14 protein-coding genes are annotated in these 16,105 nt (G+C 63.7%); 7 read left to right on the forward strand and 7 right to left on the reverse strand.

Annotation, left to right across the window (positions count from 1 at the left end):
• Positions 1-114 precede the first annotated feature (114 nt).
• A complete protein-coding gene (locus QA637_RS09990; RefSeq protein WP_184108555.1) occupies positions 115-1,128 on the forward strand; it encodes an Lnb N-terminal periplasmic domain-containing protein in 1,014 nt (337 codons plus the stop codon).
• A 30-nt stretch (positions 1,129-1,158) separates the two neighbouring features.
• Here QA637_RS09990 and QA637_RS09995 read toward each other — a convergent pair whose 3' ends face one another.
• Positions 1,159-1,368, reverse strand: coding sequence for a hypothetical protein (locus QA637_RS09995; RefSeq protein WP_153441425.1), 210 nt, complete (start codon positions 1,366-1,368; stop codon positions 1,159-1,161).
• A 524-nt stretch (positions 1,369-1,892) separates the two neighbouring features.
• On the opposite strand from QA637_RS09995, the gene QA637_RS30875 reads away from it, so the two are divergent.
• Positions 1,893-2,246, forward strand: a complete 354-nt coding sequence (locus tag QA637_RS30875; RefSeq protein WP_346283755.1) for a hypothetical protein — start codon at positions 1,893-1,895, stop codon at positions 2,244-2,246.
• A 1-nt stretch (position 2,247) separates the two neighbouring features.
• Here the strand turns inward: QA637_RS30875 and QA637_RS10005 are convergent, their stop codons facing one another.
• Positions 2,248-3,039, reverse strand: coding sequence for a DUF899 domain-containing protein (locus tag QA637_RS10005; RefSeq protein ID WP_153441423.1), 792 nt, complete (start codon positions 3,037-3,039; stop codon positions 2,248-2,250).
• Positions 3,040-3,156: 117 nt separating this feature from the next.
• On the opposite strand from QA637_RS10005, the gene QA637_RS10010 reads away from it, so the two are divergent.
• The 3 genes from QA637_RS10010 (at position 3,157) to QA637_RS10020 (ending at position 6,542) form a co-directional block, all read left to right on the forward strand.
• The gene (locus QA637_RS10010) at positions 3,157-4,377 is read left to right on the forward strand and encodes a helix-turn-helix domain-containing protein (protein WP_153441422.1); all 1,221 of its coding nucleotides are present in this window, start codon (positions 3,157-3,159) and stop codon (positions 4,375-4,377) included.
• Positions 4,378-4,547: 170 nt separating this feature from the next.
• Complete coding sequence (locus QA637_RS10015) at positions 4,548-5,180, forward strand: Vgb family protein (protein ID WP_153441421.1); 633 nt, start codon at positions 4,548-4,550, stop codon at positions 5,178-5,180.
• A gap of 126 nt (positions 5,181-5,306) precedes the next feature.
• Entirely contained in the window at positions 5,307-6,542 is a 1,236-nt protein-coding gene (locus tag QA637_RS10020; protein WP_283061305.1) for an MFS transporter, read from the forward strand.
• A 92-nt stretch (positions 6,543-6,634) separates the two neighbouring features.
• Here the strand turns inward: QA637_RS10020 and QA637_RS10025 are convergent, their stop codons facing one another.
• From QA637_RS10025 to QA637_RS10035, 3 genes are all read right to left on the reverse strand, one after another.
• On the reverse strand, positions 6,635-8,377 hold the full coding sequence (locus QA637_RS10025; protein ID WP_184108554.1) for a TRAP transporter large permease: 1,743 nt from the start codon (positions 8,375-8,377) through the stop codon (positions 6,635-6,637).
• On the reverse strand, positions 8,374-9,042 hold the full coding sequence (locus tag QA637_RS10030) for a TRAP transporter small permease subunit (protein WP_184108553.1): 669 nt from the start codon (positions 9,040-9,042) through the stop codon (positions 8,374-8,376). Before QA637_RS10030 ends, QA637_RS10025 begins: the two co-directional genes overlap by 4 nt.
• Positions 9,043-9,160: 118 nt before the next feature.
• Positions 9,161-10,303, reverse strand: a complete 1,143-nt coding sequence (locus QA637_RS10035; protein ID WP_153441419.1) for a TRAP transporter substrate-binding protein — start codon at positions 10,301-10,303, stop codon at positions 9,161-9,163.
• 185 nt (positions 10,304-10,488) lie between these two features.
• Between QA637_RS10035 and QA637_RS10040 the strand changes: the two genes are divergently transcribed.
• Together QA637_RS10040 and QA637_RS10045 are read left to right on the forward strand one after the other, a co-directional pair.
• Entirely contained in the window at positions 10,489-11,823 is a 1,335-nt protein-coding gene (locus tag QA637_RS10040) for a PQQ-dependent sugar dehydrogenase (RefSeq protein WP_153441418.1), read from the forward strand.
• Positions 11,824-12,027: 204 nt separating this feature from the next.
• Positions 12,028-13,833, forward strand: coding sequence for an adenylate/guanylate cyclase domain-containing protein (locus QA637_RS10045; protein WP_283061307.1), 1,806 nt, complete (start codon positions 12,028-12,030; stop codon positions 13,831-13,833).
• Between the two features lie 176 nt (positions 13,834-14,009).
• Here QA637_RS10045 and ftsZ read toward each other — a convergent pair whose 3' ends face one another.
• Both ftsZ and QA637_RS10055 read right to left on the reverse strand, forming a co-directional pair.
• Entirely contained in the window at positions 14,010-15,053 is a 1,044-nt protein-coding gene (gene ftsZ / locus QA637_RS10050) for a cell division protein FtsZ (RefSeq protein ID WP_153441416.1), read from the reverse strand.
• A gap of 284 nt (positions 15,054-15,337) precedes the next feature.
• Complete coding sequence (locus tag QA637_RS10055) at positions 15,338-15,946, reverse strand: glutathione S-transferase family protein (RefSeq protein ID WP_153441415.1); 609 nt, start codon at positions 15,944-15,946, stop codon at positions 15,338-15,340.
• Positions 15,947-16,105 lie beyond the last annotated feature (159 nt).

A 16,105-nucleotide genomic window follows, 5' to 3' on the forward strand; every position in this document is an offset into this window, starting at 1 on the left:
GGAGGGCGAACCGTGGCGCGGCGGCTGTGGCGTTCCGGTATTGTCAACGGTGCGCCGGCGACTACGATCCGTAGCTCTCGCGATTTGGTGGCCACTACAAGAGGAGGATCCGGAGTGCGTGTCGCAACGCGAATATTCGTCGCCATCGCTCTCGCTTTTGCCATCGCGTTCGTCACCGTCTGGGCGGCGCTTGCTCTGTGGTACCGGCTCCCCGGCCCACCGCTAGCAAAAGCCGCAGCGAGCGGCGCTTTTATCCTGCTCGGCCTTGCGGCGGTCGTCGCGCTCTTCACCCGCTGGCGTTACCGAGCCGGCGCCGTCTTTCTCGTGGCGCTTGGCATCATGCTCGCCTGGTGGAGCACAATCAGGCCGCCGAAGGACGCCGATTGGGCCCCGGACGTCGCGCGTCAGGTGACGGGTGCGCTAGACGGCAACCTGCTGACGCTGACGAATGTCCGCGACTTCGAGTGGCGCAGCAATACCGACTTCACCGAGCGCTGGACGATCCGCACCTATGATCTCGACAAGCTGCGTTCGCTCGACCTCTTCATGTCCTACTGGGCCGGTCCCGAAATGGCGCATGTGATCATGAGCTTCGGCTTCGATGGCGGCGACCAGCTCGCCTGGTCGATCGAGGTCCGGCGGCGCATCGGCGGCCAGTTCTCGCCCGTTGCCGATCTCTTCAAGAGCAATCCGCTGGTGATCGTTGCTGCCGACGAGCGCGACGTTGTCCGCGTGCGGTCGAACGTTCGCGGAGAAGACGTCCAGATCTATCGCCTCAGAGCCCCGCCGGAAGCCGCCAGGACGCTGCTGCTCGAATATGTCCGGGACGCCAACGCGCTCGCCACGACGCCGGAATTCTACAACTCGATTACGACCAACTGCACGACGACCATCGTCAAGATGATGCGCGCCGTCGGCGACGTTGTTCCCCTTGACTGGCGGCTGATCGTCAACGGCTATCTTCCCGACTATGCCTATGACCTCGGCGCCCTGGACACGAACCTGCCACTCGCCGAACTGCGCACGCTCGCCCACATCAAGGACCGAGCTCAGGCGGCAGGCCTGTCGCCCGACTTTTCGGGGCTGATCCGCGTCGACGTGCCCTCCCCGCCGCTGCGCACGCAGTGATGCTGTTCGGCACGGTCGGCGCGAGCGCCGTCACGCCTTCCAGGCGGCCTCGCTCCTTTGTTCGTAGTGGCTGAAGGCCTTGACCAGCCCACCGAGCACCTCCGCCGAGGTCTCGAACATCGCCTTGAATTGCGGATCATCGACCTTGTCGATGTCCTCGCGCAGATGGTCGATCAGCGCGTTCAGCTCGCCTTTCATCTTCTGGGTATGATGCGTCGCATTTGCGTCGGTGTGAGCCATCTCTGGTCTCCTTTCGTAATCCGATAACCCGCGGCGCCACGCACCCTATCGGAGGCGCGAAAAACCGCCTGTAACGACTTGAATTTTCGACCAATCCCGTCCTGGTCTGTCCCGGTTCAGGAGGCCATACGAAAGGCTCAACGTTTCGGATTTGGGACTGGTTCCGGAGCAACCGTCGTCGCACGGAAGACAATCGAATTTCGTTACAGATCGCCCTTAAAAGTTACTGGACCCGAGCGTGGGATTTGGCAAATATGAGCTCGCAAATCCGTGAGAATTCTTTTCTAAGAATTCATTTCAGTAGCCATTTAGATCAGAGCTCGCTACCGACAGTGGGCTCTGATTGGGAGTACGAACTCGCAGGAATGGCGGCGATTCCCGAGGGGGGGGATTACAAGCGGATTAGCCCGAAGTCATCATCGGGCGGGCACGGCGTTTCTGGCAATAGATGAGCGCCAGTATGTGACAGGCATTTCGTCGCGAACTACCATCAGAGTCCGTTCCAGCGGAGCGGGCTCTGTTTTTTGGTTTCGGGCCACGCCGTCCCCGGAACCAAAGATTATCAGGATCGGCGGCCAGGGCTTCGGCTGCTTGCAACAAGCCTCAGCCATGGTCCCGAATGGAAGACGCTCATCAGCAGGTACATCGGCACCATCCCGGTCAAGCGCGACGCATCCTCCATCGACGAGCAGAGCATGTCCGCCGACCCGCCAAGAACGCTGGTCAGCAGCGCCATGATCGCGAAGGTCGGCGCCGCCGCGAAGGATAATAGCCAGTCGGCGGCACCGAAAGCGGCGGCGTCGGCGCCTGGGGCGCAGGCAGATCCGCTGCCTGCGGCCGGCATCCTGTTCGAGCTCTCGCGACGGCGCAGCATCTGACTCAGCCCCGGCCATAGGCGTCGCGGTGACGCCACCAGATCCCGTTCTCGTTGCGCCCCAGAGGCGCCCGGTCGAGCCACTGATACATGCCCCACAGGCCATCCAGTCCGCGCGCATAGCTGGAATAGGTGTGGTAGACGACGCCATCATCCAGCGCAAATGCGCTGACCCCCGGCCTGTCACGCGTATAGGTGGGAACGTCCGTGCCGGTCATGGCCGCGATTTGGGCGACCGGTCCCTCGTCGCCGCGCCACTCCTGAACGGTCTTGCCGGCAAGCGGCTCAGGCGCCGGCGGCTCGCGGCGGAAGTTGTATTCTATCGTGCCCTTGCGCTGCTCCTCCTCCGTGAACCAGACGCTGAAGTCGCGATTGAAATCGCCGTCGTTCGAAGAGGCCCAGGGAAAGGTCCATCCCATCCGCTGCTTGAACGCCTGCAGTTTTGCAAGCGGTGCGCGCGATATTGCCGAGAAGGCGACATCGTGGTTTTCAAGATGGACGACGATGCCGTTGAACCCATCCGCGATCGAGGAGCAGGAGGGGCACCCGGCCTTGTAGTCGGGGCCGAACATGAAATGGTAGACGAGGAGCTGCGAGCGACCTTTGAAGAGGTCCTTGAGCGAAACGTTTCCCTCCTCGGTGTCGAACCGGTAGTCCTTGTCGATCCGCACCCAGGGCAGCGTCTGGCGCCTGAGCGCCAACTCGTCGCTACGCCGCGTCAGCTCCTTCTCCTCCTGGAGCAGGTCGAGCCGTGCTGCGAGCCACTCGTCACGGGTTCCGGTCACATGTGCCGTCATCACTCTTCTCCTTTGGCCATCTGTCGTCGTACCTTCCCGGCGCGACCTGTTGCTTCGTTGGTCCTAGGTTAGGAGCGGATTTCGAATGGTGAGAGTGACAAGTGTGACGGGATTCCGATGGACTCGCTGATCACCGCCGCGGCACACGCTCTTGCGACGGGTGATCCGCTCGGCGCATTGAAGCGGGTTGCGCTGCGCGACGACCCGCCCGCGCTCGCGCTCCGGGGCATCGCCATGGCGCAGCTCGGCGACCTTGTCCGGGCAAAGGCGCTTCTCAAGAGCGCCGCCCGCGCCTTCGGCAGGAAGGAGGCGGTGGCACGCGCGCGTTGCGTCGTCGCCGAAGCCGAAATCGCCCTCGTCTCGCGCGATCTCACCTGGCCTGCAAAGGCGCTCGATGCCGCGCGCGCGACGCTCGAAGCGCATGGCGACCGGGTGAATGCCGCGCATGCACTGAACGTCGAGGTTCGGCGCCTGCTCCTGATCGGCCGCCTCGACGAGGCCGAACGGATGCTCGCCGGCTTCGATCCCTCCCCGCTGCCGCCCGCCTTGCGAGCCGCCCATGAACTGGCGGTCGCGGGCATCGCCGCCCGGCGCGTGCAGACGCAGGCCGCGCGCGCCGCGCTCACGCGCGCCGCCGAGGCCGCGCGCGTGGCGGATATCCCGGCGCTGACGGCGGAGGTCGAAAGCGCATCGCTGGTGCTGAAGACGCCAGCGGCGCGTCTGATCGCGCAAGGCAAGGAACGACCCCTGCTGCTCGAAGAGGTCGAGGCGCTGCTTTCATCCGGGGCGCTCGTCGTCGACGCTTGCCGCAATGTCGTGCGCGACGAGAGACTGACGGTCTCGCTCGCGACGCGCCCGATCCTTTTCGCGCTGGCCCGTGCGCTCGCCGAGGCCTGGCCGGGAGACGCGCCGAGGAGCACGCTGCTTTCCCGCGCCTTCCGCGCCAAACACGCTGATGAGTCCCATCGCGCGCGGCTCCGGGTGGAAATCGGGCGGCTGCGCGCCGAGCTTCGGGCGCTCGCGGACATAAGCGCGACGAACCGAGGCTTTGCGTTGGCGCCGCGTCATGCCCGCGAGGTCGTCGTGCTCGCGCCCCCGGTCGAGGAGCGGCACGCGGCGGTGCTCGCCTTCCTTGCCGACGGAGAGTCCTGGTCGAGCTCGGCGCTGGCGATCGCGCTTGGCGCGAGCCCGCGCACGGTGCAGCGCGCGCTAGATTCCCTTGCGGCGGCCGGCAAGGTGCAGTCCTTCGGCCGCGGGCCGGCGCGCCGCTGGATGACCCCGCCGCTCACCGGCTTCCCGACAATCTTGTTACTCCCCGGCCCGCTGCCGAGTGACTAGTTTGGTCGGCGATCTCATCGGTCACGGCCGGATTGCTGCAAGCTGGATTAAGACGGATACTTTTCAGCAGGCTTCCGGCTGCAGCGATGTTCGCCCATCGGACCGATGTAAACCAAAGGTGCGGCGGGCTTCGTGCCATGCTGCAGGAAATCATGTCCCAGGAGGAAATCATGAAACGATCCGCCGCCGAAATTCTTCGTGAATACGGTCCCTTCCCGGAAGCAGAGCAGGTGCATGGCGTCACCTTCGACGGTCATCAGGTCTGGTTCGCCTCCGGCGAAAAGCTGAACGCCGTGGATCCGGAAAGCGGCCAAATCACGCGCTCGATCGATGTCGCCGCCCATGCGGGGACCGCTTTCGACGGTCGGCACCTCTTCCAGATCGCCGAGGATCGCATCCAGAAAATCGATCCGCAGACCGGCCGTGTGCTCGCGACAATCCCGGCACCGGGCGGCGGTGGTGACTCAGGGCTCGCCTGGGCCGAAGGCACGCTTTGGGTGGGTCAGCACCGTGGCCGCAGGATCCACCAGATCGATCCCGAAACAGGCGAGGTCCTCCGCACCATCGAGTCGAACCGCGTCGTCACCGGCGTAACCTGGATCGATGGCGAGCTCTGGCACGGCACCTGGGAAGGCGACGGGGCCGATGTCCGGCGTATCGATCCCCAGACGGGCGCGGTTCTGGAGCGCCTCGACATGCCGCCCGGTATGGGCGTGTCCGGACTTGAGTCCGACGGCGGAGATCGCTTCTTCTGCGGCGGTGGAAGCGCCGGGAAGATCAGAGCCGTACGGAGGCCGAGGTAAGCCTGGGCGCTGCGCCAGCTGCAGATTCTTTTTTGAGGCATGTCGATTTTCAAGCAACTCGTTCGTCTTTGAGAAGCGCCGCCCTTCCGAGGCGCGGCGTCGCCAATTTTTCCGCGAGGTCTTTCCATGTCGAATGCGCATATTCAGAAGCAAAGTCCATATCGCTGGGTAATTGTCGCCGCCGGCGGCCTGTTGGGCTGCATCGCGATCGGCGCCATGTTTTCGCTGCCGGTTTTTCTCCGGCCCATTTCCGAGGAGACCGGGTGGTCCGTCACCGGTGTTTCCAGTGCCATGACCATCGGGTTTATCGCGATGGCGCTCGCGAGCATGATCTGGGGTAGTCTGTCGGACCGCTGGGGCCCTCGTCTTGTCGTATCGATCGGCTCGGCTGTCTTGGCCGCAGCGCTTGCGCTGGCGAGCCAGGCGACTTCGCTTATCGAGTTTCAACTCGTCTTCGGTCTGGCTGTCGGTGGCGCAACCGCCGCGATCTTCGCCCCGATGATGGCCTGCGTCACCGGCTGGTTCGACACGCAGCGCAGCCTTGCCGTGTCTCTCGTGTCGGCCGGCATGGGCATGGCGCCCATGACCATGTCGCCCTTCGCAGCCTGGCTCGTCACCATCTATGATTGGAGAACCTCTCTCCTGATCATCGCTGCCCTGACCGGGGCCGTGATGATCCCGGTCGCACTGCTCGTGCGCCGCCCGCCCGCTCTCGAAAGCCAAAATGCCGTCGCCTCCTCCGACGGAGAGCGGTCCGACATGTCCGTGGCACAGGCGGTAAGATCGCCCCAGTTCATCATCCTGTTTCTGACGAACTTCTTCTGTTGCGCCACGCACTCGGGCCCGATCTTTCACACGGTGAGTTACGCGATCAGCTGCGGCATCCCGATGATCGCCGCGGTCTCGATCTACAGCGTGGAAGGACTGGCCGGCATGGGTGGCCGCGTCGCTTTCGGTCTTTTCGGAGACCGGTTCGGCGCCAAGCGCGTCCTGGTCTCAGGGCTTTTGCTGCAAGCATTCGGCGCACTGGCCTATTTTTTCGTCCGCGATCTCGGAGCGTTTTATGCCGTGGCGGCGGTGTTCGGCTTCATCTACGCCGGCATCATGCCGCTCTACGCCGTGATCGCCCGCGAGAATTTTCCGCTGCGCATGATGGGCACCGTCATCGGCGGAACGGCAATGGCCGGCAGCTTGGGGATGGCCACCGGTCCCTTGGCCGGCGGCCTGATCTACGACACCTTCGCGAGCTACGGTTGGCTCTATATCGGCGCCTGGGGCATCGGTATTGGCGCCTTCCTGATTGCCTTGACCTTCAGGCCCTTCCCCAAGGCCAACGCCGAGCCGGCGCCATTGCCAGCGTAAGGGGAGAACGAATGCCGTCGGCCGCGAACAGAATATGTCGCGGCCGTCCAATTTTCTCACTACAGTAGCGCAGGCCGAAACGCCACCCGCGCTCAACCGTAGAGATATTCCGGCAGCCAGAGCGTCATGCCGGGCCAGAGATACATGATGATCATGCAAAGGATGACGATCAGCATGTAGGGCATCATGCCGGCAAAGATCTGGTTCAGGGTGACATGCGGCGGCGAAACGCCTTTGAGATAGTAGGCCGACATCGCCACCGGCGGCGACAGGAAGGCCGCCTGCAGGTTGACGAAGACGAGAACGCCCCAGAGCACCGGGTCGATGTCGAAGTGCCTCAGCATCGGCAGGAAGATCGGCACGAAGATGATGATGATCTCGGTCCATTCGAGCGGCCAGCCGAGAAGGAAGATGATCGCCTGCGACAGGAACATGAACTGATGGGGCGTGAGATCGAGCGCGAGCACCCATTGCTCGATCAGCGCCTGCCCGCCGAGGATGGCGAAGACGGCGGAGAAGAGTGCTGAGCCTACGAAGAGCCAGCACACCATGGCCGTGGTCTTCGCAGTCAGGAACACCGCCTCCTTGGTGCGTTGCCAGTTGAGTGTGCGGGCCTGGAAGGCAAGCAGGAAGGCGCCGGCGGCGCCGACCGCCGCGGACTCGGTTGCGGTCGTGATGCCGAACAGGATGACGGCGAGCACGACGACGGTGAGAATGCCGAGCGGCATGACGGAGGAGGCGAGCAGCTTCATCACCTGAAGCCGCTCCGCGCTCATGTTGCGATAGTAGCGGATGAGGACCAGGGCAGCGATGGCTGCGGTGATACCGAAGGACACATAGAAGGCAGTCGTCGGCCCGTTGACGACCGCCGGTCCGCTATCGGCGGCGGGCGCGCCCAACTGCTCCAGCCCCTCCGGCGCTTCCGCCTCGGCCGTGGCCTGCGGATGGATGACGGCATACCACCATACCAGCGCGAGGGTGAAGGCAGTCAGCGAGAATGGCACGAGCGCCGCCGCGAAGTTCTTGACGAGCCGCCAATAGGTCAGTCGCCCCTCGCCGGTCTCCAGCGCCAGCGCCTTCGCCGGCGAGACCAGTGCGCGGAAAAGCCCGGCCAGCATGTTTGGCGAATAGGCGGCCTGCAGTTTGGGCATCCAGGCAGACACCGGAACCCGCGTCTGCTCCTCGGGTAGCGTCGGCGCGATCTTCGGATTGATCGCCGCCCAGCCGAGTATATAAGCGAGATAGAGGAACGACAGGAAGAAGCCCGGCAACATCGTGGCGGCATAGAGCTTGACGACAGACTGCCCCGCCACCGCCGCATAGACGATGATCATCACCGACGGCGGGATGAGGATCCCGAGCGTGCCGCCCGCGGTGATCACCCCGGAGGCAAGCTTGACGTCGTAGCCGGCGCGCAGCATCGGGCTCATGGCGATCACGCCCATCAGCACTACCACGGCGCCGACGAGACCGCTGGCGATGCCCCAGAAGGTGCAGACGATCAGCGTCGCGACGGCGAGCGACGCCGGCACCCGCCGGAACGAAAGCTGGATGCTGTAGAACATCTTGTCGACCAGCGCGCCGCGCTCCATCACATAGCCCATCAGCACGAAGAGCGGGATAGAGATCAGCACGTCGTTGGTCATCGCCCCATAGGTCCGCTGGACCATCAGGTCGAAGACGCGGTTGTCGATCCAGTGCTCGGCCGGATTGTAGAAGGCGTAGAAGCCGAACAGCATGCCGAGCCCCATCAGCGTGAAGGCGGTCGGAAAGCCCATGATGATGACGACGACGATGAGCACCAGCATCGTCAGTCCGAGGAACTGATCGCTCACGGTTCGACCTCTCCCCCCATTCCCCGTTGCCGGGCCGCCTTTTCGATGTTTTGCGCCCGCTCGATCGCCGCTTCGCGGGCTTCCAGATCGACATATTCGCTGTGCGCGAGCTGCTCGGCGACCACGTCGATCTCCTCGACGTCACGCAGCCGCTCCGGCCACTCCCCGGTCCTGATACAAAGGACGCATCGCGCGATCTCGCCAAGCCCCTGCAGCATCACCAGCGCGCCCGCGATTGGGATGACCGTCTTGAAATAGTAGATCGGCGGCCCCTCCGCCGTCACGGTCGAATGCTCGCCGATCCGCCAGGAGAGCGCCGCGTAGTCGTAGCCGGCATAGATCAGGGCGGCGACGCCGGGCAGGAAGAACAGGATGTAAAGCAAGAGGTCGAGCACTGCCTGCGTGCGGGGCCTAAGCGAACTATAGAGAAAATCGCCGCGCACATGGGCGTTCTGCGCCAGCGCATAGGCGCCGGCAAGCATGAACAACGTGCCGTAAAACATATTGCTGGCGTCGAAGATCCATGCCGTCGGCATGTTGAGGATGTAGCGCTTGACGACCTCGACGCAGACGAGCGTCATCAGGCCGATGATCAGCCAGGCGGAAGCCTTGCCGATCCAGACGCTGATCGCATCTATTCTCAGGAGAATATGCTGAACGTTCACCCCGCGCCTCCCACGGCGGCGGCAGACGCAGCCGTGGCCGCATCACCGCTCTCTCTTATTGCAATTTGCAATCGGTGACGTTGCGGTCTTGGGCCTGGAAGCCCAAGACCCTCTCAAACTAAAGCTCCTTGGCCACACCCTCCTGGCCGAAATAGTGGTCGAACGCCATCCGCCGGCCGACGACGGTGTCCTGTTCCCATCGCGTTGCCCGCTCGGCGAAAGCGATCTGTGATTGCAGGATCTCCCTGAACAGCGGGTTTTCTCCGGCCTTCTTTTTCACCACCTCGTCATAAACTTCCAGTTGCTTTTTGAGGATCGCATCCGGTGTCTTGTAGAACTTGACCTTGTCGGTGGTCTGCATCGCCACATAGTCCTGCGAATAGCGGTCGATCGCCTTCCAGGCCATGTCCTGTGACGCCGCCTCGACCGCGTTGGTGATGATCGCCTTCATCTGGTCGGGCAGTCCCTCGTATTTCGGCTTGTTGAACAGGATCTCGAATTGCTCGGCATTCTGGTGGTAGCTCTGCAGCATGCAGACCTTCGAGACGTCGGGGAAACCCAGCACGCGGTCGGACGAGGCATTGTTGAACTCCGCGGCGTCGAGCAGGCCACGGTCGAGTGCCGCGACGATTTCGCCGCCCGGCAACGCGTTGACGGCCGCACCGAGACCGGTGAAAACGTCGATCGAGATGCCGACCGTGCGGAACTTCAGACCCTGCAAGTCCTCGGCCTTCGACACCGGCTTCTTGAACCAGCCGAGCGGCTGTGTCGGCATCGGCCCATAGGGGAACGATACGACATTGGCGCCGATCGATTCATAAAGCTTTGCCAGCAATTCCTTGCCGCCACCGTATTTGTGCCAGGCGAGCAGCATGTTGGCATCCATGGCGAAGCCCGGGCCGGAGCCCCAGAGTGCGAGCGCGGTCTGCTTGCCGTAGTGATACACGAGTACGCCGTGGCCGCCATCGAGCGTCCCTTCCGAGACGGCATCGAGCAGGCCGAATGCCGGCACAACGGCGCCCGCCGGCAGCACCTCGATCTTGAGGTCGCCGCCGGTCATGTCGTTGACCTTCTTGGCGAAATCGAGTGCGAATTCGTGAAAGATGTCCTTCGAAGGCCAGGTGCTCTGCCAGCGCATGTTCACCGGCCCCTGTGCCTTGACGACACTCGGCGCAGCCACCATTGCCGCCCCGGCCATTGCTGCGCCGCTCAGGAATTTGCGACGCGACGTCCTCCCCCCGAACTGGGTTCTGCGTTTCATCTTTTCCTCCCGAAAACATAGGCTTTTTCGCCCAGGCATCGAAGAATACTCCTCAATCGCGCCCCACGCAAAGATTGCAGGGAACGATGGCCGGGCGCCGCTATTAGGAATGAGGTGAGGAATAATGGGGAGCGGCATTTTGTCTTATTCCGAGGTGTGAGTTTACCCCGTTTGGAGGACGCAAGATGAAAATCGGTTCGCTTAGAATTGCAGTTATCGTCCTCAATGGTGCGCTCGTCACGGCTTGCGCCGGCGTTTCGGCACAAGGACGCGTGGAGCAGAGCGGTGGCTACGGTCCCCACCCAAAACTGCCGGCGCCCAGCCGCACGCTGATCCCGACGGTCAACATCGCGGAAGCCAAGGGCTGGCCGAATGGCGCGAAGCCGAAGGCAGCACGCGGGCTGAAGGTGAACGCCTTTGCCGGCGACCTTGACCATCCGCGCTGGCTGCATGTCCTGCCGAACGGCGACGTGCTGGTCGCCGAAAGCAATGCTCCCGCCAAACACGACGAATATTTCAGCATCAAGAAGGTCTTCACGGACCAGGCCCAGAAGCGGGCTGGCGCCGCCACCGAGAGCGCCAACCGCATCACGCTCCTGCGTGATACCAACGGCGACGGTGTCGCCGACAAGCGCAGTACCTTCATCGAGGGTCTCAACTCACCCTTCGGGATGACACTTTCGAAAGGCAGACTTTACGTCGCCAACACCGATGCCGTCGTCGCCTTTCCCTATTCCGAGGGCCAGGCCCGGATGAGAGCGGCGCCCGAGAAGATCATCGACCTGCCCGCGGGCAACCTCAACCATCACTGGACCAAGGACGTCATCGCCAGCCGCGACGGCCGCAAGCTCTACGTCACCGTCGGATCGAACAGCAATGTCGGCGAGAACGGCATCGAGGCAGAGCGAAACCGCGCCGCCGTTCTGGAGGTCGATCTTGCGAGCCGCCGCGCTCGCGTCTTCGCCTCGGGCCTCAGGAACCCGAACGGGCTTTCGTGGAACCCGGACGACGGCAGGCTCTGGGTCGCGGTCAACGAGCGCGACGAGCTCGGTGACGACCTCGTGCCGGATTACATGACTTCCGTGCGTGCCGGCGGCTTTTACGGGTGGCCCTACAGCTATTTCGGCCAGAATGTCGACGAGCGCGTGAAGCCACCGCGCCCGGACCTTGTCGAGAAGGCGATCAAGCCCGACTATGCGCTCGGCGCCCACACCGCCTCGCTGGGGCTGACATTCGCCAACGGCGCGCGGCTCGGGCCGGACTACAGCAACGGCGCCTTTGTCGGTCAGCACGGCTCGTGGAACCGCAGCGTGCGCAGCGGCTACAAGGTGATCTTCGTACCCTTCCGCAATGGCAAGCCCGCTGGCCCGCCGAAGGACGTGCTGACCGGTTTCATCGACAGGGACGACAAGGCGGCGGGGCGCCCGGTCGGCGTGGCGATCGACAGGAAAGGCGCCCTACTGGTCGCCGACGACGTCGGCAACACAATCTGGCGTGTGACACCGGCAGGCGGGCGTTGAACTGCGCTATCGCCCGGTTCCTCACATGCTTTGCGCCGTCGCTGATCGAACAAGCTCCGTAGCAGCGCCTGCCTTCATGGACTCCCGATGCTGCGATTGTTACTCTTCCACAGCAAGTCTCCCTAAATTTTGGGGGCGATCTAAATGCTACAGCGGCCTTCGAGCGCCTGAACGGACGCAAGTGCGCTGTAGGAGACGGAGCGCATGAAGCGGCGGCTGGCAGCAATCCTCGATGCGGACTTTTCCGGCTACAGCCGGATGATGCGGCACGACGAGGCCGGCACGTTCGCGGCGCTGAAGGCCCACCAGACGGAAGTCATTCTTCCCGCCATTGCCGGACACGGCGGGCGGGTCGTCAGGTATATCGGCGACGGCCTGCTCGCCGAGTTCTCGAGTGTCGTCGAGGCGGTCGCCTCAGCGCTCGAGATCCAGCAGGCAATGCTCCGGCGCAACGAGACGGTGGCCCCCGACCGCCACATGCACTTACGCATTGGCATTCATCTTGGTGACGTCATAATCGACGATGATGGCATCCATGGCGACGGCGTCATCGTCGCCACGCGGCTTCAGGAAATCGCCCCGCCGGGCGGTATCTGCCTGTCGCAACAGGTCCACGACCATATCGGAGCAAAGCTCGACCTCCCCTTGACTGATCTCGGCCGCTGCACGCTCGCCGACATTCGCCACGCCGTTCGCGCCTGGCGCTGGACGCCGGACGAAGCGTCCGAGACCCCGACGACGGCTGGAGCCGACAGACAGGCGCGGTCCGACCGGCCCCCGTCCGCTCGCACCCTGCCCGACCGCAAGCGGCCGTCGATCGCCGTACTGCCTTTCATCAACCTGTCGAGCGTCGACGAACAGGAGCATTTTGCCGACGGCTTCACTGAAGAGCTCATCCACACGCTCGCGCGCTGCCGCTGGCTGCAGGTCGTCGCCCGCAACTCCTCCTTCGCCTACAAGGGCAAGCCCGTCGATGTCCGGAACGCAGCCGAAGACCTCGGCGTCAAATACGTGATCGAAGGCAGCGTCCGGCGGTCCGGAGACCGCATCCGCATCACCGCCCAGCTTCTGCGCGCGGAGAGCGCCACCCTTCTCTGGGCGGAGCGCTACGACCGGACACTCGACGACCTCTTTGTGCTCCAGGACGAGATCGCCGGCGAGATCACCGGAACGGTCGGGCCCGAGCTCGGCATGATCGAATTTGCCGCGCTGCGCGGGCAGACGGCCGCCGACATGGATGCCTGGGACATCTACCTGAAAGGTCTCTGGCACCTCTATAAGTTCAACCTCGACGACCTGAGGATAGCAAAGGACCTCTTCGAACGCGCAACCAGCGTCGATCCGGCATTCGCGCAGGCCTATGCGCGGCTCGCCTATGTCCATATCCAGCTCGGCTGGTACGGCGCCCTAGAGGAGCGGGGTGCAAGGATCGCCGATGCCATCCGGCTCGCGGAGCGGGCGATCGCGCTCGACAGCCGGGAGCCCGCTGCCCATCTCGCGCTTGGCCGGGCGTTGGCGCTGCGCGGCCAGCCGGAACGCGGCATCAGATATCTGGGCAATGGGCTCGAACTCGACGCGAGTTTTGCGCAAGGCCACTTCGCCCTCGGTCAAGCCCTTTGCTACGTCGAGCGCCCCGAGGAGGGCATCGCCGAAATCAACGAGGCGTTCCGGCTGAGCCCGCGCGATCCGCATCTCTGGACTTTCTACAACATGCTTGCGATCGCGCATTACCAGTCGGGCCGGCTCACGGAGGCCGAAGCCGCCGCCCGCGCGTCGCTCAGGCAGGAAAACACCACATTCTGGCCGGCAATGGTGTTGACGGCCGTCCTCGGCGCCCAAGGCAACGCCGGGGCGGCACCTGCGGCGCTCACCGAGCTTCTAAAATTCCGGCCGGAGATGACGCTCGAAAAGGCGCGCGCCGAATTCTATTTCGGCGGCATTCCGGCCATGCCGGAACACTTCATCGACCGCTTCGCCACCGACCTCGAGCGGGCCGGATTGCCGGGATAAAAGCATTTGTAGGCGAAGTGTAAAGCGGTTCGCCGTCCGGACTGTCCGAAAAGACAGTGCCGGAGAAGCTTGCAGCGCGAGAAGGCTCGCCTTTTGCCGCTGCTTCTCCGGCTCCCCCGCCTGAGCAATTCCAGGAAAGTGTGTAGCGGTTTCCCCTCCGGAATTGCGTCAAAGAACTATTGCAGCGTGCGCGATGGAACCTGTGCCGGCTGGCCGTTGGCCAACTCGGGCTGTCCCTGAATGTCGCCGGTCGTGCGCGGGCTGTCGAGACCCGTTGCCACCACCGAGACGCGGAAGGTGCCGTCGAGCGTGCGGTCGAAGATCGCGCCGACGACGATGTCGGCCTCGTCATAGACCTCCTCGCGGATGCGGGTTGCCGCCTCGTCGACCTCGAACAGCGTCATGTCCATGCCGCCGGAGATCGAGACCAGCACGCCCTTGGCGCCACGCATCGAGACTTCGTCAAGCAGCGGATTGGCGATCGCCGCTTCCGCCGCCATCATCGCGCGGCTCTCGCCGGTCGCCTCGCCCGTTCCCATCATCGCCCGGCCCATGCCCTTCATCACCGTCTTCACGTCGGCGAAGTCGAGGTTCATCAAGCCTTCCTTGACGATCAGGTCGGTAATGCAGCTGACGCCCGAATAGAGCACCCGATCGGCGATCATGAAGGCGTCGGCAAAGGTGGTCTTGGCGTCGGCGATACGGAAGAGGTTCTGGTTGGGGATGACGATGACGGTGTCGGCGCTCTCACGCAGCCGATCGATGCCCATCTCCGCCGTCTGCATGCGCCGCTTGCCTTCGAAGCTGAAAGGCTTGGTAACGACCGCGACCGTCAGGATGCCGGCCCGCCGCGCAGCCTCCGCAATCACCGGCGCCGCCCCGGTACCGGTGCCGCCGCCCATGCCGGCCGTGACGAAGCACATATGCGTGCCGCCTAAGTGATCCATGATCTCGTCGATCGACTCCTGCGCCGCCGCATTGCCGATATCCGGCAGCGAACCGGCACCGAGACCCTCCGTGACGGCGGCGCCGAGCTGGATGCGCCGCTCCGCCTTTGACATCGAAAGCGCCTGCGCGTCGGTATTGGCGGCGATGAAATCGACGCCCTGCAGGTTCTCGGCAATCATGTTGTTGATAGCGTTGCCGCCCCCGCCGCCGACACCGATGACAGTGATTTTCGGACGCATCTCGGTGATGATCGGCTTCTTGTACTCTGTCATTGGCTCTTCTCCTTGGGCAGTTTCGTGGGGTCTCGTCCGTCCCCGGAAACTGCGACGAAAGCGGTGCGGGCGCGAATCAGTCACATATTTTAGGAACTCAAAAAGGCCACGGAGAAGGCAAGAAGGGCAAAAACGAGGCGAGTCCACAGCTACGTGCGGCCGGCCTCAAAAAAATGGCGAGCGCGTATCGGCAGCGGCCAAGGCTCGCGGGCTATGTCCGCTCGACCGGCGATGGGTTGCCCATCGCCGAACCGGAGGCTCGCTGTGGGCGCGGCGTCGCCGCCTTACGCGTTCCAGCTCGGCCGGCTCCTGACCCGCTCATTCCAGCGCTTCACGTTTTCGAGCGTTCCCGGGATTTCCATGCCGAAGGCCTCGCCCAGCCAGCCGCAGACGCCGGCGGTGATGTCAGCGATCGAGAAATTCTCACCGGCGAGGAACGGCCGGCCGTCGGCAAGCTCGCGATCGAGCCAGGCCCATTTCTTCGGCACGGCCTGCCGCTCAGTCTCCGCGAAGGCCGGAAACTGCGTCAGGCGGTCCTTGAAGAACTCTTCGGAATGGAGCGGGACATTGCCGATCGTGGCGAAGATCACCAGTTCCGCGCGCCGGTTCCACATCTCGACCTTGGCACGGCTGACGGCGCCGGTGCCGAAGAGCGGCGGCTCGGGATGCGTCTCCTCGAGATATCGGCAGATCGCGACGCTTTCGGTGATGATCGTGCCATCATCGAGTTCCAGCACCGGGATCTGTCCGAGCGAATTGAGCTTGAGGAAGTCCGGCGCCCTGTGCTCGCCCTTGAAGAAATCGATGTTCACCATCGGCAGCGTGATGCCCTTTTCGGCCATGAAGATGCGGACCCGATAAGAGTTCGGCCCAATGCCCTGATAGAGCTTCATTGTCACCTCCCTTGTTGATCACCATGGCACTATGACAACAATGATTGCAAAAAGCAACTGGTTTTGTTTTTGAGTCTGTCTTCAGGCGGCGGAGACGCCAACCCTCGCATCCTCCGCGGTCTGATCTTTCCCTTGCCGGCTGGCCCTCCGTGTTCGCTC

Source organism: Sinorhizobium terangae (genome assembly GCF_029714365.1).
GTDB lineage: Bacteria > Pseudomonadota > Alphaproteobacteria > Rhizobiales > Rhizobiaceae > Sinorhizobium > Sinorhizobium terangae.